Source organism: Vibrio qinghaiensis (assembly GCF_002257545.1).
GTDB lineage: Bacteria > Pseudomonadota > Gammaproteobacteria > Enterobacterales > Vibrionaceae > Vibrio > Vibrio ordalii.
Map to the genome: position 1 here is coordinate 726,691 of NZ_CP022741.1, position 23,836 is coordinate 750,526.

The 23,836-nt window shown below is 43.7% G+C and carries 25 protein-coding genes and 1 other RNA gene; 11 read left to right on the plus strand and 15 right to left on the minus strand.

Features of this window, described 5'->3' with window-relative positions; all coding sequences use genetic code 11:
• Positions 1-16: 16 nt before the first annotated feature.
• The 5 genes from CCZ37_RS03480 to CCZ37_RS03500 all read right to left on the minus strand — a co-directional run bounded on the left by CCZ37_RS03480 (position 17) and on the right by CCZ37_RS03500 (position 4,834).
• Positions 17-310, minus strand: a complete 294-nt coding sequence (locus CCZ37_RS03480) for a DUF4312 family protein (protein ID WP_010320376.1) — start codon at positions 308-310, stop codon at positions 17-19.
• On the minus strand, positions 307-675 hold the full coding sequence (locus CCZ37_RS03485) for an SFCGS family glycine-rich protein (RefSeq protein WP_017042958.1): 369 nt from the start codon (positions 673-675) through the stop codon (positions 307-309). The genes CCZ37_RS03480 and CCZ37_RS03485 overlap by 4 nt, the downstream gene beginning before the upstream one ends.
• Positions 666-1,028 (minus strand): transcriptional regulator, encoded by a 363-nt coding sequence (locus tag CCZ37_RS03490; RefSeq protein WP_244187280.1) that lies wholly within the window; start codon positions 1,026-1,028, stop codon positions 666-668. Before CCZ37_RS03490 ends, CCZ37_RS03485 begins: the two co-directional genes overlap by 10 nt.
• Before the next feature lie 294 nt (positions 1,029-1,322).
• Positions 1,323-4,250, minus strand: a complete 2,928-nt coding sequence (locus CCZ37_RS03495) for a DEAD/DEAH box helicase family protein (protein ID WP_094499757.1) — start codon at positions 4,248-4,250, stop codon at positions 1,323-1,325.
• Positions 4,247-4,834 carry a class I SAM-dependent methyltransferase gene (locus CCZ37_RS03500; RefSeq protein WP_088731932.1) on the minus strand — a complete coding sequence of 196 codons (588 nt, stop codon included), beginning with the start codon at positions 4,832-4,834 and terminating at the stop codon, positions 4,247-4,249. Before CCZ37_RS03500 ends, CCZ37_RS03495 begins: the two co-directional genes overlap by 4 nt.
• Positions 4,835-5,084: 250 nt before the next feature.
• On the opposite strand from CCZ37_RS03500, the gene CCZ37_RS03505 reads away from it, so the two are divergent.
• The gene (locus tag CCZ37_RS03505; RefSeq protein ID WP_094499758.1) at positions 5,085-5,480 is read left to right on the plus strand and encodes an ACT domain-containing protein; all 396 of its coding nucleotides are present in this window, start codon (positions 5,085-5,087) and stop codon (positions 5,478-5,480) included.
• 243 nt (positions 5,481-5,723) lie between these two features.
• The gene (locus CCZ37_RS03510; RefSeq protein WP_094499759.1) at positions 5,724-6,269 is read left to right on the plus strand and encodes a hypothetical protein; all 546 of its coding nucleotides are present in this window, start codon (positions 5,724-5,726) and stop codon (positions 6,267-6,269) included.
• Positions 6,270-6,315: 46 nt separating this feature from the next.
• Here the strand turns inward: CCZ37_RS03510 and CCZ37_RS03515 are convergent, their stop codons facing one another.
• The 6 genes from CCZ37_RS03515 to smpB all read right to left on the minus strand — a co-directional run bounded on the left by CCZ37_RS03515 (position 6,316) and on the right by smpB (position 11,442).
• On the minus strand, positions 6,316-6,660 hold the full coding sequence (locus CCZ37_RS03515; RefSeq protein ID WP_010320369.1) for a helix-turn-helix domain-containing protein: 345 nt from the start codon (positions 6,658-6,660) through the stop codon (positions 6,316-6,318).
• Positions 6,661-6,819: 159 nt separating this feature from the next.
• On the minus strand, positions 6,820-7,989 hold the full coding sequence (locus CCZ37_RS03520; protein WP_094499760.1) for a D-alanyl-D-alanine carboxypeptidase family protein: 1,170 nt from the start codon (positions 7,987-7,989) through the stop codon (positions 6,820-6,822).
• Between the two features lie 330 nt (positions 7,990-8,319).
• Positions 8,320-8,787 carry a helix-turn-helix transcriptional regulator gene (locus CCZ37_RS03525; RefSeq protein WP_167372376.1) on the minus strand — a complete coding sequence of 156 codons (468 nt, stop codon included), beginning with the start codon at positions 8,785-8,787 and terminating at the stop codon, positions 8,320-8,322.
• Positions 8,784-10,145, minus strand: a complete 1,362-nt coding sequence (locus tag CCZ37_RS03530; protein ID WP_167372377.1) for a type II toxin-antitoxin system HipA family toxin — start codon at positions 10,143-10,145, stop codon at positions 8,784-8,786. The genes CCZ37_RS03525 and CCZ37_RS03530 overlap by 4 nt, the downstream gene beginning before the upstream one ends.
• A gap of 359 nt (positions 10,146-10,504) precedes the next feature.
• Positions 10,505-10,889: a transfer-messenger RNA gene (gene ssrA, locus CCZ37_RS03540) on the minus strand.
• A 67-nt stretch (positions 10,890-10,956) separates the two neighbouring features.
• The gene (smpB, locus tag CCZ37_RS03545; RefSeq protein ID WP_010319509.1) at positions 10,957-11,442 is read right to left on the minus strand and encodes an SsrA-binding protein SmpB; all 486 of its coding nucleotides are present in this window, start codon (positions 11,440-11,442) and stop codon (positions 10,957-10,959) included.
• Between the two features lie 116 nt (positions 11,443-11,558).
• On the opposite strand from smpB, the gene CCZ37_RS03550 reads away from it, so the two are divergent.
• Positions 11,559-11,990 carry an SRPBCC family protein gene (locus tag CCZ37_RS03550; RefSeq protein WP_010319508.1) on the plus strand — a complete coding sequence of 144 codons (432 nt, stop codon included), beginning with the start codon at positions 11,559-11,561 and terminating at the stop codon, positions 11,988-11,990.
• Positions 11,990-12,292 carry an RnfH family protein gene (locus CCZ37_RS03555; RefSeq protein ID WP_094499763.1) on the plus strand — a complete coding sequence of 101 codons (303 nt, stop codon included), beginning with the start codon at positions 11,990-11,992 and terminating at the stop codon, positions 12,290-12,292. Before CCZ37_RS03550 ends, CCZ37_RS03555 begins: the two co-directional genes overlap by 1 nt.
• Positions 12,293-12,403: 111 nt before the next feature.
• Here the strand turns inward: CCZ37_RS03555 and bamE are convergent, their stop codons facing one another.
• From bamE to nadK, 3 genes are all read right to left on the minus strand, one after another.
• Entirely contained in the window at positions 12,404-12,763 is a 360-nt protein-coding gene (gene bamE / locus CCZ37_RS03560; RefSeq protein WP_026027472.1) for an outer membrane protein assembly factor BamE, read from the minus strand.
• 144 nt (positions 12,764-12,907) lie between these two features.
• On the minus strand, positions 12,908-14,572 hold the full coding sequence (gene recN / locus CCZ37_RS03565) for a DNA repair protein RecN (protein ID WP_094499764.1): 1,665 nt from the start codon (positions 14,570-14,572) through the stop codon (positions 12,908-12,910).
• Between the two features lie 430 nt (positions 14,573-15,002).
• Positions 15,003-15,887, minus strand: a complete 885-nt coding sequence (nadK, locus tag CCZ37_RS03570) for an NAD(+) kinase (RefSeq protein WP_010319504.1) — start codon at positions 15,885-15,887, stop codon at positions 15,003-15,005.
• A 142-nt stretch (positions 15,888-16,029) separates the two neighbouring features.
• Between nadK and grpE the strand changes: the two genes are divergently transcribed.
• The 3 genes from grpE (at position 16,030) to dnaJ (ending at position 20,332) form a co-directional block, all read left to right on the plus strand.
• Positions 16,030-16,629 carry a nucleotide exchange factor GrpE gene (gene grpE, locus CCZ37_RS03575; RefSeq protein ID WP_010319503.1) on the plus strand — a complete coding sequence of 200 codons (600 nt, stop codon included), beginning with the start codon at positions 16,030-16,032 and terminating at the stop codon, positions 16,627-16,629.
• Positions 16,630-16,992: 363 nt separating this feature from the next.
• Positions 16,993-18,903, plus strand: coding sequence for a molecular chaperone DnaK (dnaK, locus tag CCZ37_RS03580; RefSeq protein WP_010319502.1), 1,911 nt, complete (start codon positions 16,993-16,995; stop codon positions 18,901-18,903).
• 286 nt (positions 18,904-19,189) lie between these two features.
• Positions 19,190-20,332 (plus strand): molecular chaperone DnaJ, encoded by a 1,143-nt coding sequence (gene dnaJ / locus CCZ37_RS03585; RefSeq protein WP_094499765.1) that lies wholly within the window; start codon positions 19,190-19,192, stop codon positions 20,330-20,332.
• A 109-nt stretch (positions 20,333-20,441) separates the two neighbouring features.
• On the opposite strand, the gene CCZ37_RS03590 is transcribed toward dnaJ, so the two are convergent.
• Positions 20,442-20,873, minus strand: coding sequence for a type IV pilin protein (locus CCZ37_RS03590; RefSeq protein ID WP_208613938.1), 432 nt, complete (start codon positions 20,871-20,873; stop codon positions 20,442-20,444).
• Between the two features lie 102 nt (positions 20,874-20,975).
• Here CCZ37_RS03590 and CCZ37_RS03595 point away from each other — a divergent pair, with 102 nt between their 5' ends.
• The 4 genes from CCZ37_RS03595 to CCZ37_RS03610 are packed head-to-tail and all read left to right on the plus strand — an operon-like array spanning position 20,976 to position 23,823.
• Positions 20,976-21,476 (plus strand): GspH/FimT family pseudopilin, encoded by a 501-nt coding sequence (locus CCZ37_RS03595; RefSeq protein ID WP_094499767.1) that lies wholly within the window; start codon positions 20,976-20,978, stop codon positions 21,474-21,476.
• Positions 21,454-22,122, plus strand: coding sequence for a PilW family protein (locus CCZ37_RS03600; RefSeq protein WP_094499768.1), 669 nt, complete (start codon positions 21,454-21,456; stop codon positions 22,120-22,122). The genes CCZ37_RS03595 and CCZ37_RS03600 overlap by 23 nt, the downstream gene beginning before the upstream one ends.
• A complete protein-coding gene (locus CCZ37_RS03605; protein WP_094499769.1) occupies positions 22,113-23,420 on the plus strand; it encodes a hypothetical protein in 1,308 nt (435 codons plus the stop codon). The genes CCZ37_RS03600 and CCZ37_RS03605 overlap by 10 nt, the downstream gene beginning before the upstream one ends.
• Entirely contained in the window at positions 23,410-23,823 is a 414-nt protein-coding gene (locus tag CCZ37_RS03610) for a type IV pilus modification PilV family protein (RefSeq protein WP_010319496.1), read from the plus strand. The genes CCZ37_RS03605 and CCZ37_RS03610 overlap by 11 nt, the downstream gene beginning before the upstream one ends.
• Positions 23,824-23,836 lie beyond the last annotated feature (13 nt).

Genomic DNA, 23,836 nt, shown 5'->3' on the forward strand with positions numbered 1-23,836 from the left:
TCCTTATAGTGACCTGTTAACGTTTGAAATCGACCTGTTCCACATCGATGTGGGTCAGGCTGACCGTAACCTCTAGCTTGACGCTGTATTGGCGTCGATCTCTTGCAAGAAAGAAGAAAAGGAATTTCTCTCGCTTTACTTTCTCTTCTGCTTGCAAAACGTTGACGTCTAACGGCTCAATCCGGAGGAGCACTTTTGCGTTATTCTTAAGTAACGTGGGTTGCACTTGGCTTAAAGCCGCGGCAAAAGCCTGCTGCTTTGTTTCGCCTTTGCCACTCACGGTTACCTTAGTGGTTAACTGCTCTTTCATGCTTTGACGCCATGCTTAGCCACAAACGCCTTCACCAGTTTTTCGCCCAGCTCTTCTTTATCCATAAAGCCGAAACCCAAAACCACGCAGCCTTCATTGATCGCGGTTATCCCTTCCTCAACAGAGCGCATTCCATAACGACATTGATAGCCATATTTTGTTTGCGCTGTTATAGCACCAGCGCCGCCGCTGCCGCAAAAAGAGATCCCTAAATCGGCTTGCTGCTGATGCATGACATCACCTAACTTCATGTCTGCGGCCATGCCGGGAATAACGGTCACTTCAGCGCCTGCCGCTTGAGCACCGGCTCCTACTTTCTGACCTTTGCCCATGCGATCACCAATAACGACTTTGATTACGGACATGTTGTTTCTCCTACTGTTGGGTTTAATTCGTTTTCTTTAGCTACTTCAAAATGGACCGAAAGCAGATGCGCTTCTTCATAAGCGAGGTTCTCCATCCAACGACACACTTGCTCGGCCAAGGTGAAACAAATGGGAGAGATTTCATCAAACATCTCCATATCGAGTTCAGGCAACGATTCACCGCTAAATGAGCGCCAAACCATCGCTTTGATGTGTGTTTCGAGCATTTTTTTCTGTAGCGAATCGGGGCAGATAGCGTGTGAATTAAGCAAGGCAATGGCTCGTTCGGTGAGCGACAAACCAAGCTCTATAATCTGTGCATCATCCATGCTAATGGGTTGAGAGTTTTGCACCGTGGGATTCTCCAAATGTTTAGCTTGGAGAAGAAAATAGCGTAAAAGGGAGCAAGGGTGGATAGGCCCTATTTCCACTTCCAAATGGAAATAAACCGTGGCCAGTAACATTCGCGCGGTTTTATGTGATGTGTGAAGAAGATTTATGGGAATAAATGCGCTGAAAAGGTGATTTGAATCGCTATTTCAAGCGCAAATTTATCGTCTATTTATTTGCTAACCGTCACAAAACAACGGGTGGTTATTTTAGTTTTATGTTTATTTTCCCAATCGGGCGTCAGGAAGCACGCAATATTAACGGAGGATGGCTTTGAGCCGAGCAAAAGTGCGCATGCTGTCGGTTGCAAGCATAGGAGTGTAGTCAGCGTTTTGTGCCTCAAGCTGATAATGGTTTGGTCCTATTTTGCGTACTACGCGTAGCAAGTAGTGGTTATCACCCGTTTCATCTTGAGTTTCAATCGCCATGACCAGATTAGAAATTGAACCTGCGCTCTTTGGTGTGACCCATTCAAGTAGTAGTAAATCACCATCTTGAATCGGGTTTTTACCTCCATTCATTGAGTTACCTGAAGCGGGGGCAATGAAATGTCTTGTTGGATCAAGCTTACCGTAACCAGCGGCGACTAAATATTGCTCTTGAGTATCATGAGTACCTTGCTTGAAATGACCGCAAGCAATTTTTAGATCGGGGTAGAGGGGCAAATAGATACCTTTTTCGTTTGCTTGGCTTGGCAACGGAAGGATCTTGGCCGAAGTTTGGATTGGCTTCGAGTTTGAGTGTGCTTCTTGCTTACTGACTCGCTGTATGTATTCGGCAAAACGCAAATCGACAAGTTCTTGAATAAGATCATGAAGCTGTGGCAAATCGGCATTGTCTACAGCAAAAGTGGGTAAAAAGCGGTGATTATCCACCTTAAACCATGCATGGCCAGAAGAGTCTGGGCTTGTAAACGCTTTGACTGGGTTTCGATTCCAGTAATTTAGCCATTCTGATCCTGTGGTGCTAAATTGCTTGGCTTGTTCGGTGAGATCTCGTCGCATTAAATCAGGTCTACGTGATAGCACTTTATGACTTTGAATCGCTAGCTCATTCAATGTTGGAGGTTTTCGCAAACCATCAAGCTCTAATAGTGCTTCAAGTAAAACGGCTTTAAAGCATTTGCTCATCGCTGTGATTTCGACTGCTTTGAGCAAAAACTCGTCATATTTCGCCAGTCGTTGAGTCAGTGCTAAGTCACTTTCTTGGTCTGCCACGAACCTAAACCAACTTTTCATCGAGCGGCGTACTTTAGTGAGATCATAACCATGGTGGAAAAACTCGGCGGCACTCGGTCGGTGTGCCAGTTGATGCTTAAGATCTTGGTAATCTTCAGCCGCAGTTGAACGTATCTGTTTTGCTAAGGTTTGCCAAAATTGCAGCAGTTGTGGATCAAAGTTGACATAGCAACCAGCCGCTAACGAAGTAGTTTGGTTGATCGTTTTGACTATTTCTTTCAGTGAACCCACATTGAGTAGGGTTGCTGGCCTATTTAAAAATGAAGAGTGATTACCGATAAAATCTAACACCAGTAATTGCTGTTTACCTGTACTCGGAGATTGGCGCAAACCGCGGCCTAATTGCTGTAAAAAGAGTATTTTTGATTCGGTGGGACGAATCATCAAAATGGTATCAATCGCTGGTAGATCGGTTCCTTCATTGAATAGGTCGACAGAAAAAAGAATGTCGATGCTTCCTTCATTCAACTGTTTTAAGGCGTCGTTTCGACGTATTTGAGAGTCACTATAGACAGCGATAGCGCGAACGCCTTGTTTGGAAAAGTATTTCGCCATGTAATCGGCATGACGTTTAGAAATACAGAAAGCTAATGTGCGCTGTTGTTTTCTGTCAAACCAATGTTGATAAATATGTTCGGCACGCTGCTTGGTTGCAAATGCACTGTCCAAAGCTGTGGGGTTAAATTTGCCATTGCGCCAAGGGATTTCTTGATAATCGACGAATTGATCGTAAATACCGTAGTAATGAAATGGCACTAAAATTTTCTCATCAATGCCATGCACCAAGTTACGCTCAAACACTAAATTGTTGTCGCAAAGCGATAATATATCGGCTTGATCAGAGCGCTCGGGTGTTGCGGTTAAGCCTAAAAGAAACGCTGGTTGGAAATAAGCGAGTAAATCTCGGTAACTACGCGCACTTGCGTGATGAAATTCATCGACAATAATATAGTCAAAATCATCGGCTTTGAAGCGCGCTAACTGCGCTTTTTTACCTAAGGTGGCGACTGAAGCAAAAAGATAATCAGCTTCCTCTGTTTTTTCAGATCCGTTGTATAAGCCAGTTTTAGCGTTAGGTATTAATTTACTAAATGTGCTTTCAGCTTGAGTCAGAATCTCTTCTCGATGGGCAACAAACAAGACGCGTTTTGCTTGCATCTGTTGAGCATCAAAAGCGGCTAACCATGTTTTTCCCATTCCAGTCGCTAAGACAACCAAGCCACGTACATAGCCTTGCTCACGGCTCTGGTTTAGCGCTGATAAAGCCAACACTTGCATTGAGTTTGGGGTAGGTATCTCCGGTGCTTTATCGGCTCCATCCAACAGTGTTAATGAACGTTGCATTGACAGTTTTTTGTAGCGCAGTAAGTAGTCGTCTATCCAGTGATGGGAGAGAGTCATACTCTGTTCATGAGAAAAAATAGCTGAAAACTGCTCACGAATATATTCAAATTCTTGCGCTGCGGGTGAAGTGGCTGGTTGCTCAAAATCGTGGCGTAAAGCCCACTCATAGCTTTGTAGTAATGCTGTTTTACTGATGTTATTTGAACCGACCCAAGCACACCCTTCACTGATGGTCCCTTGTTCTGTTTTAACAAAAATGTAGGATTTCATATGAAAGCTATGTTGACTTTCACAAGTAAAAATACGGCATTGCGCTCCACGTTCCGCCAATATCATAAGGCGTCGTAATGCGACTGGGTGGGTTATTGCTAGATAGTCCGAAGTCAGTAATTTGAGTGAGGCTCCACTTTTTAGAGCGTCAAGAATAGGGTCAAATAGTAAATCCAATCCGGAAGGTTGAACGAAAGAAACCGAGATCTCTATTTCACTAGCATGGTTAATGGCTTGGATTAACTTAGGAAGTAGCGGGTCTTGTTTCCCTCCCGCACTTAATTTTGGACCGCTATATAAAGTGGCTAGACCCTTGTTTCTATGAGCGCTCATCGCTCTTCACTTTTTATTAAAATGGCATTTAACCATTGTTCATTTTGGCGATCCGCTCTTAAATCATTGGTTATCCAGATTTTTGCCACATTCAATGGGGCATGAGCGATCCATTGTGCTAAACGCTGTTCATCACCGTTGGTAAATCGACGGCCATCTCGTTCGACTTCCCCTGTCCCATATTTAAAAGAACAATATAGAGGGGCTAATGGTTTTAGCTGAGAAGCTAAATGAGTAAAGGTATCTGGAAGATCCAACTCACCGACATGCAGTAACGATGCGCAAGCCCAAATACCATCAAAAGATTGATCACTTTGAAAATCAGCAAAGGTTGAAACGGTGACCGGAATTTGAAGCAGTTGAGATGCCAAGCTTGCTAATTCTTCACTGGCGTCAAATGCCACCACTTTATAACCCTGCTCAATGAAACTTTTTGCATCTCTGCCAGAACCACAACCAGCATCAAGGATGATGCCCCCTTTTGGAATATGGGGCGTAAAGTGTTCCATCAGCGAATGGGTATCTACTTCTTTGGTTGATGCAAAAAACAGTTGGGCATTTTGGTTGTAGAACTCGATAGACATAATCGCTCCTCAAAGTGAACGCTATTCTAACTATCTAATACCAAAGGCTCAATTGATTGCAGTACAAGTGTGATCAACTGAGTTGTTTTAAGTTTTTCGTGCGCAGACAGCTAGCCTAAAGTCGCCATAGAACTCAAGTGATGTTCTATTCAATAAGAGTGACTAATTAACCATTAATATTATTAATTTCACTTATTCCACCGAGGGCTTTACTCTGCACTTCGGCTTCAATTTGAATGAGAAAGAAAATATGACAGCGATTACTGATTTAGAGGTTTTACTGCAATCCATGTCACCCGAGTTGGTGGGCGGAAGCTATGTGTTTTGTACTGTGCAAGGGGCATTAGCCGATTATTTGCATTTAGAACCCGTGGCGACATTTCAAGAGCGTGAAGGGCTGACCTTGGTCATTGAGCAGCAAAAGGCTGTTGCGGCGCAGCTCGATTTTGAATCGGTATTCAGCTTAATTACACTGACGGTTCATTCAAGTTTAGAGGCAGTGGGTTTAACGGCCGCTTTTGCAACTAAGCTAGCTTCGTATGGCATCAGCGCTAATGTGATTGCGGGCTATTATCATGACCATATTTTTGTACAAAAAGATAAGGCAGAAAAGGCGATGGCGGCACTCAAAGAGTTCGCACAATAACGATTCCCTTGCTACCTAAAACTCCAAGTTGTTTGGCTATAAATATTCAAAATAGCGTCGTTTGATGCAACCAATCGGTTAAGTGTAGAGGATAAGAGTCTTTTCTAGGATTTATACCGAATGCCGTGATATTATCCTGCGCCCAACGGCTATGTGGTGGGTTTATAAACCACTACAGGCCTTATTAGTAGCAGATAGTTTCATTGTTGTGGATGATGATTCTATGTAAAAAGAGACCATGTTTTGCTTGATATATTACGCGAAGTATTAGGATGGACATCTGTCGCATTCTATATATCACTCACTATTTTTAATTCGATGAAGTTTACTCGCTATGCTGCTTTTGCTTCGGCTGCGAATGACATTGCTTGGTCAATTTTGATGGGTTGGTGGCCTAAAGTGATCCTTAACCTGTCGGTTGGTGCCATTAACGCCTATCGATATGTGAAAGATTTTACTAACACCAGCAAAATGGTGATCAATTCTGCTGCGGCTTTGATGGCGAGCGGCATTCTTTATATTGCTTATGTGGCCGTAAGCAGCTTTATCAATAACCCTACACTTGCCGAAGCCTTGCAGTTTGGCGATCTCGCGTTAATTTTGTTGGCGCTGTATATGACTGACCTGAAAAGGTTCCGTTTGCTCATGTTCTTATCGGGGTTTGTTGGTATGGCCGCCTATTTCGGTAACCCACAAATGATGATCATCAAAGCGTTGGTTATTGGCATTATGGCTTACAAGCTTTTCCGCGCCGATAAACTCACGGCAGTCGCTGCCCATCAGCAATAAACAAAACTATAACAGCGGGTGTGTAACAAGCTGCTGTGGCCAGTAATTAGGCATAATGAATGTATTCAATGATCACTTGATTACCTTCTATCGACACATGCTGGATATCACCATCAACGCTTATCCGGTTTTTTAAACAGATCGCTTTTACCTCGCTGGTGGCGGTCTGTTTAAAACTCGGCAATATCCTGTGCGGCTCAATATGCAGATGACGACAAAATTGGCTAATAAACGGCATTGATAAAGGGCTATCTCCGCGTAAAAGATGGGAAAATTCAAGTTGAGTGAGGTTAAGCCGCTTGGCCATTTCCATTTGAGTTAAATGCATTTTGGCCTTTTGTGACATCCACGCATTGTATAAGGCTTGGCGATCTTCCTCGCTAAACTCCATTGTCTATCCTCTTTCTGTTATCAGCGCTTGTAGTGGTGCAGAGTGACAAAAACAAGTCGCGATGATGTCAGTGGCAGGTTAGAGGCTATTCAAATTTTCCAAGTTAAACGAGTAAGTGACACCAGAGAAAGGCTCGCTGGTGCCTTACATGATGAGTATTTAAAACCAACTTACCCATAAACGCTTAAGGCTATCGATCATACGTTTAAACCAACTGCCTTTATCAACGCTCTCTAATGCAACCAAAGGAACTTCACCCACAGAGCGGTCACCCACTTGATAAATCACTTTACCTACTACATCATTTTTTTCGATTGGCGCTTGTAAATTGCCATTAAGTGAAATCAATCCTTTAAGTGATGATATTTCACCTTTGGTGAGCGTCAAATAGTGAGTTTCAGCAACGCCAACGGCCAACTGATCATTTTTTCCCATCCAAATACGCGCCTGTTCTAGAGGCATGCCAGCTTGGTGTGGTGCAACGGTTTCAAAAAACCGAAAGCCGTAGCTCAGCAGCTGTTTACTATCCACTTCACGACTTTTCGCACTGTTTGAACCCATCACGACAGAGATTAATCGCATATCACCCTGAGTTGCTGATGTAGTCAGGCTAAAGCCCGCACCGCTGGTATAGCCAGTTTTCATACCATCAACATTAAGACTGCGGTCGCGCAATAGCCCATTACGGTTGTATTGCGTTATCCCATTGTAGGTAAACGCGGTTTCACTGTAGAGCGGGTATATTTCCGGTAGGTCACGAATTATCGCTTGCGCAAGCTTCGCAATGTCATAAGGCGTGCTGTGTAAGCCTGAACTGTCTAGCCCATGAGGGTTGGTAAACGCTGTATTTTTTAAGCCAAGAGTTGAAGCCCAAGAATTCATGAGATTGACAAAGGCATTCTCTGAGCCAGCAATATGCTCCGCAATCGCTACACTTGCATCGTTTCCAGACTGAACAATTAGGCCTCGGTATAGATCCATCATGTTCACTTTAGTGCCGACTTCGATAAACATTTTTGAAGAGTCAGGAAAGTTTTTAGCCCAAGCTCGTTGGCTAATCACCGCTTGGTCGCTGGCCGTGATATTGCCAAGTTTCATCTCTTGCCCAGCCACATAAGCGGTCATCAATTTCGTAAGGCTCGCCGGGTTTAGCTTGGTGTGCGCGTTATGTTCCACTAAAACAGTGCCTGTATGGAAATCGATCAAAACATAACCTTTCGCAGAAAGCTGAGGAGGGTTGGGAACCACAACCGGTGTTGCCTGACTTATCAGGGGCATAAAAGATAAGCAAGCTGCAGAAATAAAGACTATAGACTTGATATTTTTCATAATTTACATCCCAAAATCAAAGAGGAAAACAACATAACGGTGGCTAGGTTACCTTGTTTCGCGCTCTGGACTCGTAAAGTAGTGTAAATGAACGTAACAAGCTTATGAAGCGGTTGAGAATGGTGAGCTGGCGGGAGTTGAAATGATTTCTCACTTTTCGTAAATTCAGTAACTTATATCGATGTTACCAATTTGGTGTTGCATCAAATGTTACATCAATTTCCTGCTTCAAAAGGAACTGAACCCGCGTCCATGTATTCCTAAATCATTTGAAAATGCTAGCTTGTTATAGCAATTCAATCTAAAGCAATAACGCTGATACTGAGCATTTTACCCATCCTCACTATCTATTAATAGCGATTTTAACGCATCGGGAGAAGAAGGAAGTAGCCCTATTTTTAAGCTAAATGGTTTGAATACCTTGTTGAGAATCTCTGTATTGTAGCTGCCCCGATCATTCTCTATGTCTGAGAGTGTTTTTCTTGAGACATCGACAAGTCTTGCGAATACATCCTGTTTGAGTCCCAGTATATTAATGCGTAGACTTTTCAGCGCTTGGCCCTGTGTTAGCTCTCCAAGCAATAAGTGTTTGATGACTTTGTTTGCCTCGGTTTTGCGCTCTGTTGCACTTACTGCTTTGGCGTTTTTTGAGGCTTTCGATCTCGTTGGGGTATTAAGTTGTGTTTGCTCTTTGATCGAATGAGTTGCATTCTTCCCAACCTTGGACTGCTGTTGATTTCGCTTTGCTCTTAGACGAGTTACCGTATCTTGTACTGATTCTTTACTGCTTGGCTTCATAGTAGCCCCCATTTAGTCAGCTTTTCTGATATATAATTAAGTCCAACGGCTGGCATCTCCAAGATTTGTTCTGGTACTCCTCGTAAAGCGAGTCTCTGCTTTAGGCCTACGCATTTACTTGCAGTAATTGCTAGCTCTCTTATTAACACTTCCTTTGGCACCATATCAGATAAGGTGTCTGCAATGCCGACAAAGTCGTAAGTTCCGCCAACCTCTAGTGGGGCTTTCCATTTTGTTGTTCTTGGAATTCCTTCAGGATCAGCTTTCATTGGTGCGAAATCGTAAATGGGAGCAAGCTTTATGACTCCATCACCCTTTAAGAATGAAGTATTTCTGCCATGGTTATCACTATTACCAAACAAGATGTTGAGTAGATCTCTCTTCACCCATTCAATAACGAAAGCTTGGGTATCGAACCTATACCCTTGGTGTTTAACCATATTGCTTTCAGTAATTTTTTCTATGAGAGTTCGGATTGTTGTTTCGTGATCAAGTGTGACCCCAGCGCCTTTGTTCAAAATGGAATACACAGATTCCATGCCAAATCTCTCTATTTGTTGCTCATTAATTTGAACGTCAAATCGAGGAAGCCACAAGGAAGGGTAGTTTAATCCTTCCTCCAAGCGCATACCGTCGGTGGAGATCGTTTCAACTCCCATTTCAGTTAGCTCGTGGTAGAAGTAGAACTCAGCTCTTAGAATATTACAGTCGATGGTGCTTCTTGAGCCTCTAGGGTACTTTACTAAGTAATGTAAGTCGTGGTTGCTATTGTCATCTTGGTATGGATCAATCCATATTTTTTCGCTGCCAGATCCATGATCGAAACCACATCGGAGGATCAGTTTTGGCGCTTCACCTCCAGCTCCAGTTGCACCACCTGCGGCTGCCCCTCTTTGCTGTGCGTAGTCGAGGAAATCACCAGCTCGATTTTTAACATCATCAACAGAGAAGTAGAGGTTGTCTGCGACTTCGTAGCGTTCAGGAAGGGAGTCTTTTATTCTTAAGTTACCAATAGGCGACATCGTGCCAAATTTGAGCAAAACATAGTCTTGTTCATCAGAACTAAGATCTTCAATATCTAGGTGTTTGACCCAGTATCGTCTACTAGCGCCACTAGGCATAATATCGTCTAGAAACTTTAGCCATCCAGGTTTACCCATATCATCAAAAAAGAACGAGATAGGGTGGTTGAGTGAAACAGCGTGAAAGTCATCTTTATCGTGATGTTCTAGCGCATAGTCGCTGAGGTAGTTGAGTTCAGTCACTCGGAAATTATGTTGGCTACTTTTAGGGAACGAGATAATACCAATATTTATCCATTCACCTCTGATAAAAGCTTGTACGGTTAGTTCTTCCACTGACAACACCTCTACTTATTAATGAGTAAAACTTTACTCGTAAAGTCGTTTATTTTCAAGTAATGAGTAAAAAATTACTCATTAATGTGTGGGAAGACTATTTATGAGTAAATGATTACTCATAGAATGTAAGTCAAAATTGTTGATGAGCAGAATGGATTGTTTTAGCTATGAAAGCTGCGATAGGGAGTGGGGCGTTAATTGTTTGTTCAGTGATGCAGCTTGTTCATAATAAATGAACAGTTGCCTTAAATGAACAAAGTGAATCTTGATGAGACGCCCTGAACCACTTAAAGCCAAATAGGACAAGAGTTTAGAAAAGAAAACGGGACGTCCTGAGACGTCCCGTTACTAGTGATTGGTGGAGCTGGCGGGATTTGAACCCGCGTCCGAAAATCATTCATCATTGGTACTACATGCTTATTCGGTCTTTAATTTCACCATCAAACTGCGAACCGACACGCTATCTAATGGCTATCCTGAATTAGTTTTAATGCTTTGTCTCTCAGGCGGGAGACGCTGCACGAGCTGGTTTGGTTTTGAACTCTTGTTGTTCCCCGTCTTACAAGCGGAAGCTAGGGCAAGAGTGGTCTGTTAGTGTATTAGACTAAATTACGCCGCGAGGCGTACAGAACCGTATGAGTCGTCGTTTGCGACTATTTTTTTGCGGCTTTTAACGTGGCAAACCGCCCCACGGCATGCACCTCAGACTGCAAAATTCCCGTCGAATCCAGAATCAGCCCCAAGTGTGTTGACGCATACTACCAGAAAACGTTTGTCTGTCTAGCTTTCTGCATCTAAGTGGTCAAGATTAACGCAATGAACTCTTCATTACGCGTGCTTTCTCTCTTGCCCAATCTTTTTCTTTTAAATCATCACGTTTGTCATGCAGCTTTTTACCTTTCGCTACACCAATTTTGATTTTCACCCAAGAGCGAGACCAATACAGTGATAGTGCGATAAGTGTCATGCCTTCACGGTTGATGCGCCCGAAAAGGTTATCCAGTTCACGGCGGCTGATTAACAGCTTGCGCACGCGAGTTGGGTTGGCAACCACGTGAGTGGATGCTTGCTGCAGTGGCGTTATTGTCATTCCGGAAACAAAGGCTTCTCCGTCTCGCATGAAAACGTAGCTTTCTGCGATATTCGCTTTGCCTTGACGAAGAGATTTGACTTCCCAGCCTTGAAGCTCCAAGCCTGCTTCTACATCATCTTCGATGAAATATTCGTGGCGAGCTTTTTTATTTAAAGCAATGGTATTGCTACCTGCTTTTGAGTTTGATTTTTTCTTTACCATAATGGCGTCATTATACGGCTTGGTTTGAGCTTAGGAAATCCTTTTATTTGCGTAGGATAAGAATAAAAGTAAAATTGTTACACACCAGACTGTTTCGGTGGTGATGAGGAGAGAATATGAAGCAAGTCAGTCGCTCTGCTTTAGTGTCTTTTAGTGCAGAACAAATGTTTAATCTCGTGAATGACGTTGCTCGTTATCCTGAATTTTTGCCAGGTTGTTCTGGTTCTCGCGTTATTGAATCTTCCGATTTGTCGATGGTGGCTTCGGTGGATGTTTCAAAGGCAGGGATAAGTAAGACGTTCACAACGTCGAATGTGTTGGTGGGCAGTGAAGCTATTTTGATGAACTTGGTCGATGGTCCTTTTAAGGCTTTAAAAGGCGGTTGGTATTTTACGGCACTTGATGAACAGGCCTGCAAGGTTGAACTTAAACTGGAGTTTGAATTTTCGAACAAAATGGTGGAGTTGGCTTTTGGCAAGATATTCAATGAATTGACCAGTAATATGGTTAACGCATTTACCAAACGAGCGAAACAGGTGTATCAGTAATGAGTATTGAATCTGAGATGATCCATGTTGAGGTAGTCTATGCATTGCCTCATGAGCAAAGAGTACTGAATTTGGTGGTAGACAAAAACTCAACCGTCGAAACGATAATTCAACAGTCCGGTGTGCTTGAGCTCTACCCAGCGATTGATTTATCAAAAAATAAGGTCGGTATTTTTAGTCGTAACGTTAAGCTAGATTCGACGGTCAGAGACCGTGATCGCATTGAAATTTATCGTCCGTTATTGGCCGATCCTAAAGAGATCCGTCGCAAGAGAGCCGAGCAGGCAAAAGCGCAACAGTAAACGTTGCTGCGGTATTGGGTGCAAGATAAAGGGCTCGTTATGAGCCCTGTCCGTTAGTGTCACTCATTGTGAGGTGCACTTTGGGTATCATTTGTTTGAACGTGTTTTCGTTCAGTTTACGCCTTCAAAAAACCGTTCGCTAGGAGGGTAGTCACCACTGATTTCCATCAAAGCACCTGCGGTATTAAATGTCGCAATCAGGTTTTTCTGTATCGATTCTTTGTGGCCTTCCGTGTGGTGATAAATGTAATACCAAGTATCGGGATAACCGTTTTCAATAAGCATCGGCGACCCCATGACAAACCTAACCTGTTCTTTGCTCATACCGAACTTGAGTTGATCGACGGCTTGCTGTTCAACGTAGTTGCCTTGGTTAATATCAATACGATAAACGAGTTTTTCTAATAAAGAGCACCCAGTCAGCATTGTCATTGCTAAAGGGACTGCGATTAACCACTTTTTTAACTGCATATTCAAAATTCTTTGCCAATAGGTCGTAAAACTGGACTGATAATAAACAAGCTCGCAGCAGAAGTAAAAAATAGACTGAGCTACGAGCTAGTTGAGACTGCAAATTTTGAGTTTGGTTGCAAACCTAAAAAGAAAAATGTCAGCTTAGGCGGCGATCAGCAGTTCTTTCGCATTAGCAAGGGTTGATTCGGTGATTTGGCTACCCCCTAAAAGGCGAGCAAGCTCAGCGACGCGTTGTTCATTGTCTAATCGTTTCATTTGTGTTTCTGTCTTTCCTGCTTTGGCTTGCTTGCTGACAAACAGTTGTTGGTGCCCGCAACCTGCCACTTGTGGTAAGTGAGTCACACACAGTACTTGAGTTGATTCGCCTAATGTCCTTAACATTTTTCCGACTACCGCGGCTGTCGGGCCACTGATACCGACATCGACCTCATCAAAAATAAGGCTAGGAGTGTCTACTTTTTGAGCGGTGATCACTTGGATTGCTAGAGATATCCGTGACAGTTCTCCGCCTGACGCGACTTTAGCGATAGGCTGCAGCGGTTGACCTGGGTTGGTTGAGACTAAGAAAGTTACTGTGTCAAAACCCAGTGGTGATGGATGCGTTGTTTCATGATTAACTTCGATGCAGAACTTGGCTTTTTCCATGCTCAGTTCGTGCATGCTATTGGTGATTAATTTATCTAGCTCTTTCGCGTAACGGCTACGAGACTTATGCAGTTTGTCGGCACAGGTTGCAAACTGCTGATACTGTTTGGCAACGTTACTTTCCAGTTCTTGTAATTTATCTTCAGAGCAGTCAAGTTGCGCTATTTGTTTGAGCAGATCTTGGTGGTGGTGGTAAAGCGTTTCAGGAGCGATGTAGTGCTTGCGCGATATGGACATCACTTTAGAGTAACGTTCTTCTACATAAGCCATACGTTCAGGATCGACATCGATACTGTCCAAATAGTTTCGCAATTCACTGTTGGCTTCTTCGAGTTGGATGATAGCTTCAGCCACCATGTTGGGTAAGGTGGCAAGTTTTTCATCTAACTCGGCCAGTTCAAGCAAGGCGTGGTTGGCTGACTGCAGCAAACTTAGCGCATTGACTTCTTGCCCCTCATAAATAAGTTCAATGGCTTGCTGGCAAGTGGTAGCAAGCTCGCCACTGTTGGCTAAACGTCTGTGTTCTTGTTCGAGTTCGGTGAACTCTTCTTCACCAATCGCCAATTCATTGAGCTCTTTGATTTGATATTCCAGCAGTTGAACTTGAGCTTGGTTTTGTTGACTATTTTCTTTGAGTTGATTGAGCTGGTTATCTGCTTGACGCCACATTTGGTAGGCTGAGCGTGTCTCTTTGACAAGACTCACGTGACCTGCGTATTGGTCCAGCATGCTCATTTGATACTCACTTTTCATCAGTTGATGATGGGCGTGTTGACCGTGAATGTTGATCAGTAATTGACCTAGAGCTTTGAGTTGTGAAAGAGGCACAGGGCTGCCATTGATGAAGGCTCGAGAGCGGCCATCTTTGGTGATGATTCGGCGTAAAATACACTCTTTTTGGTCGAGCAAGTCATTGTCTTCCAACCAGCGCGTGGCGTTGAGGTTATTGTCCAAAATAAAGGCGGCGCTGACTTCGGTTTTTTCTTCACCCTGCCTGACCATTCCTGCTTCCGCACGGCCACCAAGACATAAACTGAGCGCGTCAATTGCAATGGATTTACCCGCACCGGTTTCGCCAGTAATGGTAGTCATTCCTTTGGAAAGCTCTAACTGCAATGATTTAACAATAGCAAAATTATTCACACTTAAATGAGCCAGCATTTCTGTACCTATATAATCAAATAACACTGTATAAGTGAACAGTATAAACTGTTTTTTTATACAGTAAAGATGCCTGTCAGAAAACGATGAATATTGTAAACTGCGCTGAGTTTAGTGCATGCGACAGGAAGTGATTTATGTTGCTTGGTAGCTCTGGCTTTCGAGTGGATTTTACTTCATTCGATGGAGTTAATTAGTTTTGAATTGATTATTAAATGTTCATTAAATAGTTTGACGGATATCGCAAAAAAACGGCTTTTTAATTAGAGCAGGAATTGATTAGCGATAAAATTCGAGTGAAATGGATAAGTAAATTTATGATGGAAAATAAATAGAAATTAAAAAACCATTAAATATTAATGATTTCCGATAAAAAGACCTCGGCATTATTAATCGAGGTCGACAGTCAATAGAGGGTGAAGTGGTTGGTTTAAAACAATTTACTCGACCAACCCAGTTTCTTTCTTAGCACGTGATAGTAGCTGTAATCTTTAGGATGAATGAGCTTTAGAATATTTGGGCTTTGGTAAATATGCACTTCATCACCGGGGGAAACCGGTAGGGATACTTGTCCATCGCAGCTGACTTCCAGTGTCCCGCGATTATCAGGTGAAACCAGCAGTTTTATCTGGCGGTTGCCATCCACAACTAAGGGGCGGCTTGAAAGGGTATGCGGGAACATGGGGACCAGTGTAATGGCGTTTAAACTGGGGGATAAAATCGGCCCGCCGCCAGAAAGTGAATAAGCGGTAGAGCCTGTTGGGGTAGAGACGATGAGGCCATCAGAGCGTTGAGAAAAAGCGAAGCTATTATCTATATAAACTTCAAATTCAATCATGTGTGCAATTTTACCGGGGTGTAATACGGCTTCATTAAGCGCTGCATTACGGCTTTTGACTTGCCCGTGGCGATGAATTTCTGTTTCCAGTAAGAAGCGTTGCTCTTCTAAATATTCGCCATTGAGTACTGCAAGTAGCCTTGGTTGAAAATCTTCTGGGTTGAGATCGGTCAAAAATCCTAAATTGCCACGATTCACCCCAATCACGGAAATGTCGAAGCGTGATAATACGCGCGCGGCACCGAGCATATTGCCATCTCCTCCAACCACTACAGCAAGGTCTGCTTTTTTGCCGATTTCAAGCAAGCTAGCGAAATGTTCCGCAGGTACACCGTCCAATATTTCGCTGAGGCGATCATCAATAAAGACTGGATATCCCATTGAAGTTAACCATTGGTAAAGCTCTTTATGTGTTTGAATGGCTTGTTGATCTCTTGGTTTTCCAATGATCGCGATCACTTCAAATGGTTTTTTCATAAATTTTCCAAACTAATTAGGCTTGAATCAGGATTGTTCATCCCCATAATAAGGGCAAGTTATGCCTTTGTGCGAATTTTTGTGTGCTTAACTTTTTGAACTGTGGAGGTTAAGCGCAAAATAGTTGGATTCTGGAGATATCATGAACAACGAAGAAAACAAAATCAAAGAAGAAGAACTACAGCAAGAAGTAGTGGATCAAGAAGCTGAAGTTGTCGGTACTGACGCGGATATCGATTGGAACGAACAGGTTGAAGTCGATGAGAAAGAGTCTCAAATTGCGCAATTAGAAGCGGCGCTACTGTCGAGCGAAGCAAAAATTCAAGAGCAAAAAGACTCAGTGCTAAGAGCGAAAGCGGAAGTTGAAAATATGCGCCGCCGTTCAGAGCAAGAGATCGATAAAGCGCGTAAATATGCGTTGAGCCGTTTTGCTGAAGAGTTGTTGCCAGTGTTAGACAACCTAGAGCGCACGATTCAAGCTGCTGACGCTGAAAACGAAGTAGTAAAACCGCTGGTGGAAGGTGTGGACCTGACACACAAAACTTTCATTGGTGTAGTTGAAAAGTTTGGCCTGAAAGAGATTAATCCTGAAGGCGAAACGTTCAATCCAGAATTGCACCAAGCAATGTCAATTCAAGAGAGCCCGGATCATGAACCGAACACTGTGATGTTTGTGATGCAAAAGGGCTATGAGTTGAATGGCCGAGTGATTCGCCCTGCGATGGTCATGGTATCAAAGTAAAGAGTTGCGAAATAAGCTAAGTGCTTTATTGGCGTTAATTTATTCAATATTAAAGAGAGGGGTGTACGTCGCCTCTCTCTTTTATGTCGAAATCGATTTATGTCGAAATCGATTAATGTCGAGATAGAAACCTTCATTAAGTGATTTCGGGATTGAAAAAGTCCTTATTTAGGACTGTTTAGTCGAAATATCATAACTTTTTTCAATTTTGCCCTTGAAAAGGTGTTGAGTGACCTTATTTATTGGGCATACGAGAAACAAACATCCTTGTTTAGTTTGTGAGTAAGGGTTGAAACCCTGTTCTCCCTCCCCCACATAGGGGGTAGCATAAAACAAAAATAGAATTTATTTGGAGATAGCCTGATGGGTAAAATCATTGGTATTGACTTAGGTACTACTAACTCTTGTGTTGCTGTTTTAGATGGCGACAAACCTCGCGTTATTGAAAATGCTGAAGGTGAGCGTACAACTGCATCGGTCATTGCATATACAGACGGTGGTGAGACGCTAGTAGGTCAGCCGGCGAAGCGTCAAGCGGTAACAAACCCAACCAATACGCTATTTGCAATTAAGCGTTTGATCGGTCGTCGCTTTGAAGACGAAGAAGTTCAACGTGATATTGAGATCATGCCTTACAAAATCGTGAAGGCTGATAATGGCGATGCTTGGGTTGAAGCAAGAGGCCAAAAAATGGCAGCACCTCAAGTTTCTGCAGAAGTTCTGAAGAAAATGAAGAAAACTGCAGAAGACTTCTTAGGTGAAGAAGTGACTGGCGCTGTAATTACAGTCCCTGCTTACTTTAACGATGCACAACGTCAAGCAACGAAAGATGCAGGTCGTATTGCAGGTCTTGAAGTAAAACGTATCATCAACGAACCAACAGCGGCTGCACTTGCTTATGGTTTGGACAAACAAGGTGGCGATCGCGTTATCGCGGTATACGACCTTGGTGGTGGTACATTTGATATTTCAATCATCGAGATCGATGAAGTTGAAGGCGAGAAAACATTCGAAGTTCTAGCAACCAACGGTGACACACACCTTGGTGGTGAAGACTTTGATAACCGCATGATCAACTATCTCGTTGATGAGTTCAAAAAAGAGCAAGGCATCAACCTAAAAACTGATCCACTTGCGATGCAGCGTCTAAAAGAAGCCGCAGAAAAAGCGAAAATCGAGTTGTCATCAGCGCAACAAACAGATGTGAACTTGCCTTACATCACCGCTGATGCCGCAGGTCCTAAGCACATGAACGTGAAAGTGACACGTGCGAAACTAGAATCTCTAGTGGAAGACCTTGTTCAACGTTCGCTTGAGCCACTTAAAGTGGCACTGGCTGATGCAGACTTGTCTGTCGGCGACATCACTGACGTTATCCTAGTGGGTGGTCAGACTCGTATGCCTATGGTTCAGAAGAAAGTGGCTGAATTCTTTGGCAAAGAAGCGCGTAAAGATGTTAACCCAGATGAAGCGGTTGCTGTTGGTGCGGCCATTCAAGGTGGTGTGCTTGCGGGTGAAGTAAAAGACGTACTGCTACTTGACGTAACGCCTCTGTCTCTTGGTATCGAGACAATGGGTGGCGTGATGACTAAGTTGGTTGAGAAAAACACAACGATTCCAACTAAAGCGAATCAAGTATTCTCTACCGCTGAAGACAACCAAAATGCAGTAACGATCCATGTTCTACAAGGTGAGCGTAAGCAAGCCATGTACAACAAATCGCTAGGTCAATTTAACCTAGAAGGCATTCAAGCTGCACCACGTGGCATGCCACAAATTGAAGTTGTGTTTGACTTGGATGCGGATGGTATCTTACACGTGTCTGCGAAAGATAAACAAACAGGCAAAGAGCAGAAGATCACTATCCAAGCGTCTGGCGGTTTGAGCGATGCTGAAATCGAGAAAATGGTCCAAGAAGCTGAAGCTAACAAAGAAGCGGACAAAAAGTTCGAAGAGTTAGCAACAGTGCGTAACCAAGCAGACCAAATGATTCACGGTACTCGTAAGCAAATTGAAGAAGCGGGTGATGCGCTTCCTGCTGACGATAAAGTGAAGATTGAAGCGGCCATTACTGAGCTTGAAGAAGCGAAGAAAGGTGAAGACAAAGAAGCGATCGACGCTAAAGTTCAAGCGCTTATGGCTGCTGCTCAAAAACTGATGGAGATCGCTCAGCAAAAAGCTCAAGCACAACAAGCGGGTGAAGGCCAACAACAGTCTGCAGAAGACGATGTCGTTGACGCTGAGTTTGAAGAAGTCAAAGAAGACAAAAAGTAATTGATTGAGTTCCCTCCTTTTAAACGGGGAGGGCTAGGGTTGGGTGGCTCGCGAGTTTAACCCACCCTAACTTCTCTAAGAGAAGAATGAAATCAACGGTATGATGCGGGCGTTTGGGGTAACTCTTACGCCCGTATGTCTGTAATTAATGAAAACTCATTGGTGTCCATCTAACTAACAGTGTCTTTTTAGTTTGAATTCACTAGAATCTAGAGCCATTAGTTAGGTCGATATAAACACCAAGCGGCAGCGTGTCGTTTGCGGTAACAAATTGGTGACGAAGAAGATGTCAAAACGTGATTTTTACGAAGTATTAGGCGTAGGCCGAGATGCCTCTGAGCGCGATATTAAAAAGGCGTACAAGCGCCTAGCAATGAAGTTTCACCCTGATAGAAACCAAGGGGATGACAGCGCTTCGGACAAGTTTAAAGAAGTAAAAGAAGCGTATGAAATTTTAACCAATTCGCAAAAGAAAGCGGCTTATGATCAGTACGGTCACGCTGCTTTTGAACAAGGCGGAATGGGCGGTGGTGGTTTTGGCGGCGGCAGTGCTGATTTTGGCGATATCTTCGGTGATGTCTTTGGTGACATTTTCGGTGGTGGTCGTCGTGGCGGTGGTCAAGCGCGTGCACAACGTGGTGCTGATTTGCGTTACAACATGGAACTGTCTTTAGAAGAGGCCGTTCGTGGTTGTTCAAAAGAGATTGAAGTGCCAACACTGGTCCATTGTGATTCTTGTGAAGGTACTGGCGCGAAGAAAGGCTCGTCTGCGCAAACGTGTGGAACCTGTCATGGTCACGGCCAAGTACAGATGCGCCAAGGATTTTTTGCTGTACAGCAAACCTGTCCGACTTGCCATGGTAAAGGCAAGATCATTAAAGACCCATGTAACGTGTGTCACGGACAGGGGCGTAAGCAAAAAACCAAAACGCTTAATGTTAAAATTCCAGCCGGTGTGGATACGGGCGATCGCATTCGTTTATCTGGCGAAGGTGAAGCGGGAGAAATGGGCGCTCCAGCGGGGGATTTGTACGTGCAAGTTCACGTCAAAGAGCACCACATTTTTGAACGCGATGGCAACAACTTATATTGTGAAGTCCCTGTAAGCTTTGCTATGGCAGCGCTTGGCGGTGAAGTTGAAGTTCCAACACTCGATGGCCGTGTAAACTTGAAAGTGCCAGAAGAGACGCAAACAGGGCGCATGTTCCGTATGCGTGGTAAAGGTGTGAAAGGCGTACGCGGTGGGGCGATCGGTGATTTGGTTGTCAAACTCGTGGTTGAAACACCAGTGAAACTGAGCGCGCGTCAAAAAGAACTATTACGTGAATTTGAAGAAACTTGCGGTGGTGAAGCGGCAAATAAGCATAAGCCAAAATCGGAAGGTTTCTTTAATGGCGTGAAAAAGTTCTTCGATGATTTAACCAGCTAATTCACTGTTGAATTATTCTCTATTCAATAAGGCCTGCATTGCAGGCCTTATTCGTTCCTGATACAGGATGACTTTGTCCTCCCCTCACAAACTGAACCTTTGTGGTGTTCTATTTCCAACATGCGCTTGGGGCTGATTCGTTGGTTGATTTCAATGTCATGGCCTTATCGCTGGTTAGACATTCATCCTTGTCTTGGCCTCTGGTGCTCTGCGCCGTCGCGGTAATGGTGTAGCTATTGGTTGCGGAGCTGGCGACTGAAAACTGATAGCGTTCAGCATTGCTTTCACAGATGACGCAATTTGCCCCTGAAATGATCCCGCTCCAGTCATAACTCTTATCGTAGTGATGCTCCAGTTCCAGTTGAATTCTGCCCATATCGGCGAGTGCGGTGGTTCGGTGTCCTTTTAAAACGTGCTTGGTATAACTTGGATAAGCGATTGCAGACAGTACGCCAATAATCACAACCGCAATCAATAATTCGATCAATGTCATCCCGAACGACCGCCGGTTGTGGTTGTTGCATTTAGAATTTCGAATCATCACGTGGAGTTCCTTGCTGATTTAGCCGCTATTTTTATTAGGTGATAGCATTCGCGCAAGGTGAATTTTGTTTCATATTTTAATTACATAGGAATTTGGGAAATGGCTCGCGGGTTTACTTTACTTGAGCTGCTTATCACGGTTTTCGTTTTGTCTATTTTACTCACGATAGCGGCTCCCAATTTCAAACAAGTCAGTGATAGGCAAAAGATGCAACGTTTAGCGGGTGAGATTAATGGCTTTATGATGAGCGCCCGTTCGGAAGCCGTAATGAGAAAGCAGCCGCTATGGGCACATATTGTCATGTCGGGTGCGGTTAATAGCCAAGGTGAATGGCAAATCGTGCTGACTAATTCAGGAACCTATCCCGGCGGGCAAGTGATTTCATCGCTATCGGGGCAACCTTATCGCAATATTGAATTGGGGGTGAATTACCCATCAAATCAGATCCATTTTGATGCCATTAATGGCCGAGCTGTAAATGGGAGCCTTGATTTTTCAACGCACCAAGGTGCACTAAAATTCACGACCTATAGACCTTCAGGACGAATGCGCCTATGTGGTAATGGAGGCGACTATTTTGGTTTTAAGCAGTGCAGCTAACATACCGAGAGCAAAAAAGCATACCTATAAAGCCCATATCGCTGAAACCAAGCAAATGGGGGCAACGTTAATTGAGTTCATGGTGGCATCCATGCTTGGCTTGATTGCGATAGCCATTATTGGCTCTGTATTCATCACTGGGCAGAAGGTAGCGACCGAAAGAGGCAAGGAGCTACTGCTACTGCAACAAGTGACGGGCGCGCTGCAATACCTCAAACAAGATATTCAACGTGCAGGTTACGATGGCGGCCATGGTAATTCACTCACGTTATTGGATAGCGATGATATCGTTTTTGTTTCGGCTGACCAATCAACGCTTGCGTATGCCTACCTTGATGATACGGGGGCAACGAAACAGATCAGAAATGTTGGGTTTGTCATGACTTCTGGCGCGTTGGGTGTCTGTGACAGGCCGACGTCTGTGATTTCAGGGGCCAAAACCGTTTCTCAAGCGACGGCTGGTTGCTCTGCTATTTTTGATACTAACCAGATTAATGTGACTCATTTTCAAGTCCAGCGATCATCATTAGCGGCGAATGGTGTGAGCTCAGCCTACATGACGATCTCTATCGCAGCAGAGTTGGTGGGGGATAGCCGTGTATCAACCTCATTTGGAGTGGCAATAAAACAAAGGAATTGGCAGTAATGAAGCAAGCTCAGCAAGGCGCTGTAACGTTATTGATCACCACACTTTTGTTGGTGCTCGCTTTAGTGGTGGCATTAGGCTCCTACCGTGCGCTCTTTTTTCAGATCAAACGAGCACAAAATGAGGTGCAAGCGAGGCAACAGCATTGGCGAGCTGAAGGGGGGCTTGAGTGTGGTTATAGCCATATTGTGAACAATAAAAATAGTTCAATTCCCAATAACCTCAATACCTTATGTGTAGATTTAGAGTTAACGTACCTCTCTGCAGACCCTACTAACGCCAGTACACTAATGTCCCAGTATCAAATGGCGACGTTGAAAAAAAATATTCTGTTTCAACGTGAGAGAAGTCCAGGAGCCATTCGTTCTACTTCAGATTTAATTGTGTTTGGCTCTACACTTATTTCTCCACCAGATCCCGGGCCTAAAAATAGTGATGGGAAATATGAATGCGCGGCTATCGCTGTTGCTAAGTATATTATTGCTACGGCGGGAGTGACAAATAATGGCGTTGGGAGTGCTATTCAAAAACCCAGCACTGCTTTTGACAATAGTACCGACTGCGCGCCGACGCATAAAACGGGCAGTAGTGTACAAAGCGGTATTTGGAAAAATAGCAGCGGTCTTTATGAAGCAGTTGATGTCAAAAATGATATTTACCGAGATGAAACGCTAAACCCATTTAAAGATCTCTTTGGTTACGAACGGGGAGAATGGGAAAAAGCACGCGACGATACTGAATTTAAGTTCTTGAGTTACACGATGACCAGTGGTGATGTCGATTGTGTTTCGAAATTTAAAGGTGCTTTGGTTCTTGGTCAGCCCAACCAAGTATGGATTGATGGCAGCTGTCAACTGAACCAAGCATCGATTGATACAATCTCAACCATCCAAAATGCTCATCCTGGGACTTACCTTTTTTTGTTGGTGCATAATGGCGTGTTAGGGATTCGAGGGAGTGGCAGCATTCAAGGGGTGCTCTTTCACTTTAATAGTGGATTTGCCACTGATACGGTAAATTGGAATGGATTTGATGCTGAATTCATCGCGGATCTCAATGCTAATTTTGATGCACCGATAAAAAAACTGTACGACAGCAGTACCATTTTGACACCAAAGCACGCTACCTACTTACAGTCGGGATCCTTTCAATTTACCGGAGGAATGGCCTTTGATACCCAAGGGCAGATAGCACTATTTTATAACTCGCTAAGTTTGCAATATAACAGTGATATTGAAAGCAGTTTTTCCTTTTCGGTTCCACCTAGATGGCAAAAAGGTTCATGGAATGATCTCTAAACAGCAAGGATTTAGCCTAATAGAAGTAATGATATCGTTTGTTCTAATTGGTGTTGGGGCACTGGGGTTGGTCAAATTACAAGTGTTGGTTGAGCAAAAAGCGGATTTTGCCGTTCATAGTATCGAAGCACTACATTTGGCCGAACAAAAATTGGAATGGTTTCGTACCCGTGGCGCTTCTGCCGCGATTTCTACTCTCACGCCAGCGGATTTTGATAGTGATATTGTCAACGGACAAGATCACTCACACCCTTTTTATACCCTCAGTTGGTCAGTACCAACGGTCTCTCTATCTGGCTCACTGAAAACCATTTATATCGAGTCTTATTGGTATGATCGTCAGGGAAATAAGCAGTCGGTTGAGCTGAAAACCATGATTTCTCAGTTCAGTGAGTTTGATTAGTGTCTCGATGCTT

Excerpts from the sequence above, each read along its gene's own strand:
- CCZ37_RS03480 (WP_010320376.1), bottom strand. The coding sequence starts at position 310 with ATGAAAGAGCAGTTAACCACTAAGGTAACCGTGAGTGGCAAAGGCGAA.
- CCZ37_RS03485 (WP_017042958.1), bottom strand. The coding sequence starts at position 675 with ATGTCCGTAATCAAAGTCGTTATTGGTGATCGCATGGGCAAAGGTCAG.
- CCZ37_RS03495 (WP_094499757.1), bottom strand. The coding sequence starts at position 4,250 with ATGAGCGCTCATAGAAACAAGGGTCTAGCCACTTTATATAGCGGTCCA.
- CCZ37_RS03500 (WP_088731932.1), bottom strand. The coding sequence starts at position 4,834 with ATGTCTATCGAGTTCTACAACCAAAATGCCCAACTGTTTTTTGCATCA.
- CCZ37_RS03505 (WP_094499758.1), top strand. The coding sequence starts at position 5,085 with ATGACAGCGATTACTGATTTAGAGGTTTTACTGCAATCCATGTCACCC.
- CCZ37_RS03515 (WP_010320369.1), bottom strand. The coding sequence starts at position 6,660 with ATGGAGTTTAGCGAGGAAGATCGCCAAGCCTTATACAATGCGTGGATG.
- CCZ37_RS03520 (WP_094499760.1), bottom strand. The coding sequence starts at position 7,989 with ATGAAAAATATCAAGTCTATAGTCTTTATTTCTGCAGCTTGCTTATCT.
- CCZ37_RS03525 (WP_167372376.1), bottom strand. The coding sequence starts at position 8,787 with ATGAAGCCAAGCAGTAAAGAATCAGTACAAGATACGGTAACTCGTCTA.
- smpB (WP_010319509.1), bottom strand. The coding sequence starts at position 11,442 with ATGGTAAAGAAAAAATCAAACTCAAAAGCAGGTAGCAATACCATTGCT.
- CCZ37_RS03550 (WP_010319508.1), top strand. The coding sequence starts at position 11,559 with ATGAAGCAAGTCAGTCGCTCTGCTTTAGTGTCTTTTAGTGCAGAACAA.
- CCZ37_RS03555 (WP_094499763.1), top strand. The coding sequence starts at position 11,990 with ATGAGTATTGAATCTGAGATGATCCATGTTGAGGTAGTCTATGCATTG.
- bamE (WP_026027472.1), bottom strand. The coding sequence starts at position 12,763 with ATGCAGTTAAAAAAGTGGTTAATCGCAGTCCCTTTAGCAATGACAATG.
- recN (WP_094499764.1), bottom strand. The coding sequence starts at position 14,572 with ATGCTGGCTCATTTAAGTGTGAATAATTTTGCTATTGTTAAATCATTG.
- nadK (WP_010319504.1), bottom strand. The coding sequence starts at position 15,887 with ATGAAAAAACCATTTGAAGTGATCGCGATCATTGGAAAACCAAGAGAT.
- grpE (WP_010319503.1), top strand. The coding sequence starts at position 16,030 with ATGAACAACGAAGAAAACAAAATCAAAGAAGAAGAACTACAGCAAGAA.
- dnaK (WP_010319502.1), top strand. The coding sequence starts at position 16,993 with ATGGGTAAAATCATTGGTATTGACTTAGGTACTACTAACTCTTGTGTT.
- dnaJ (WP_094499765.1), top strand. The coding sequence starts at position 19,190 with ATGTCAAAACGTGATTTTTACGAAGTATTAGGCGTAGGCCGAGATGCC.
- CCZ37_RS03590 (WP_208613938.1), bottom strand. The coding sequence starts at position 20,873 with ATGATTCGAAATTCTAAATGCAACAACCACAACCGGCGGTCGTTCGGG.
- CCZ37_RS03595 (WP_094499767.1), top strand. The coding sequence starts at position 20,976 with ATGGCTCGCGGGTTTACTTTACTTGAGCTGCTTATCACGGTTTTCGTT.
- CCZ37_RS03610 (WP_010319496.1), top strand. The coding sequence starts at position 23,410 with ATGATCTCTAAACAGCAAGGATTTAGCCTAATAGAAGTAATGATATCG.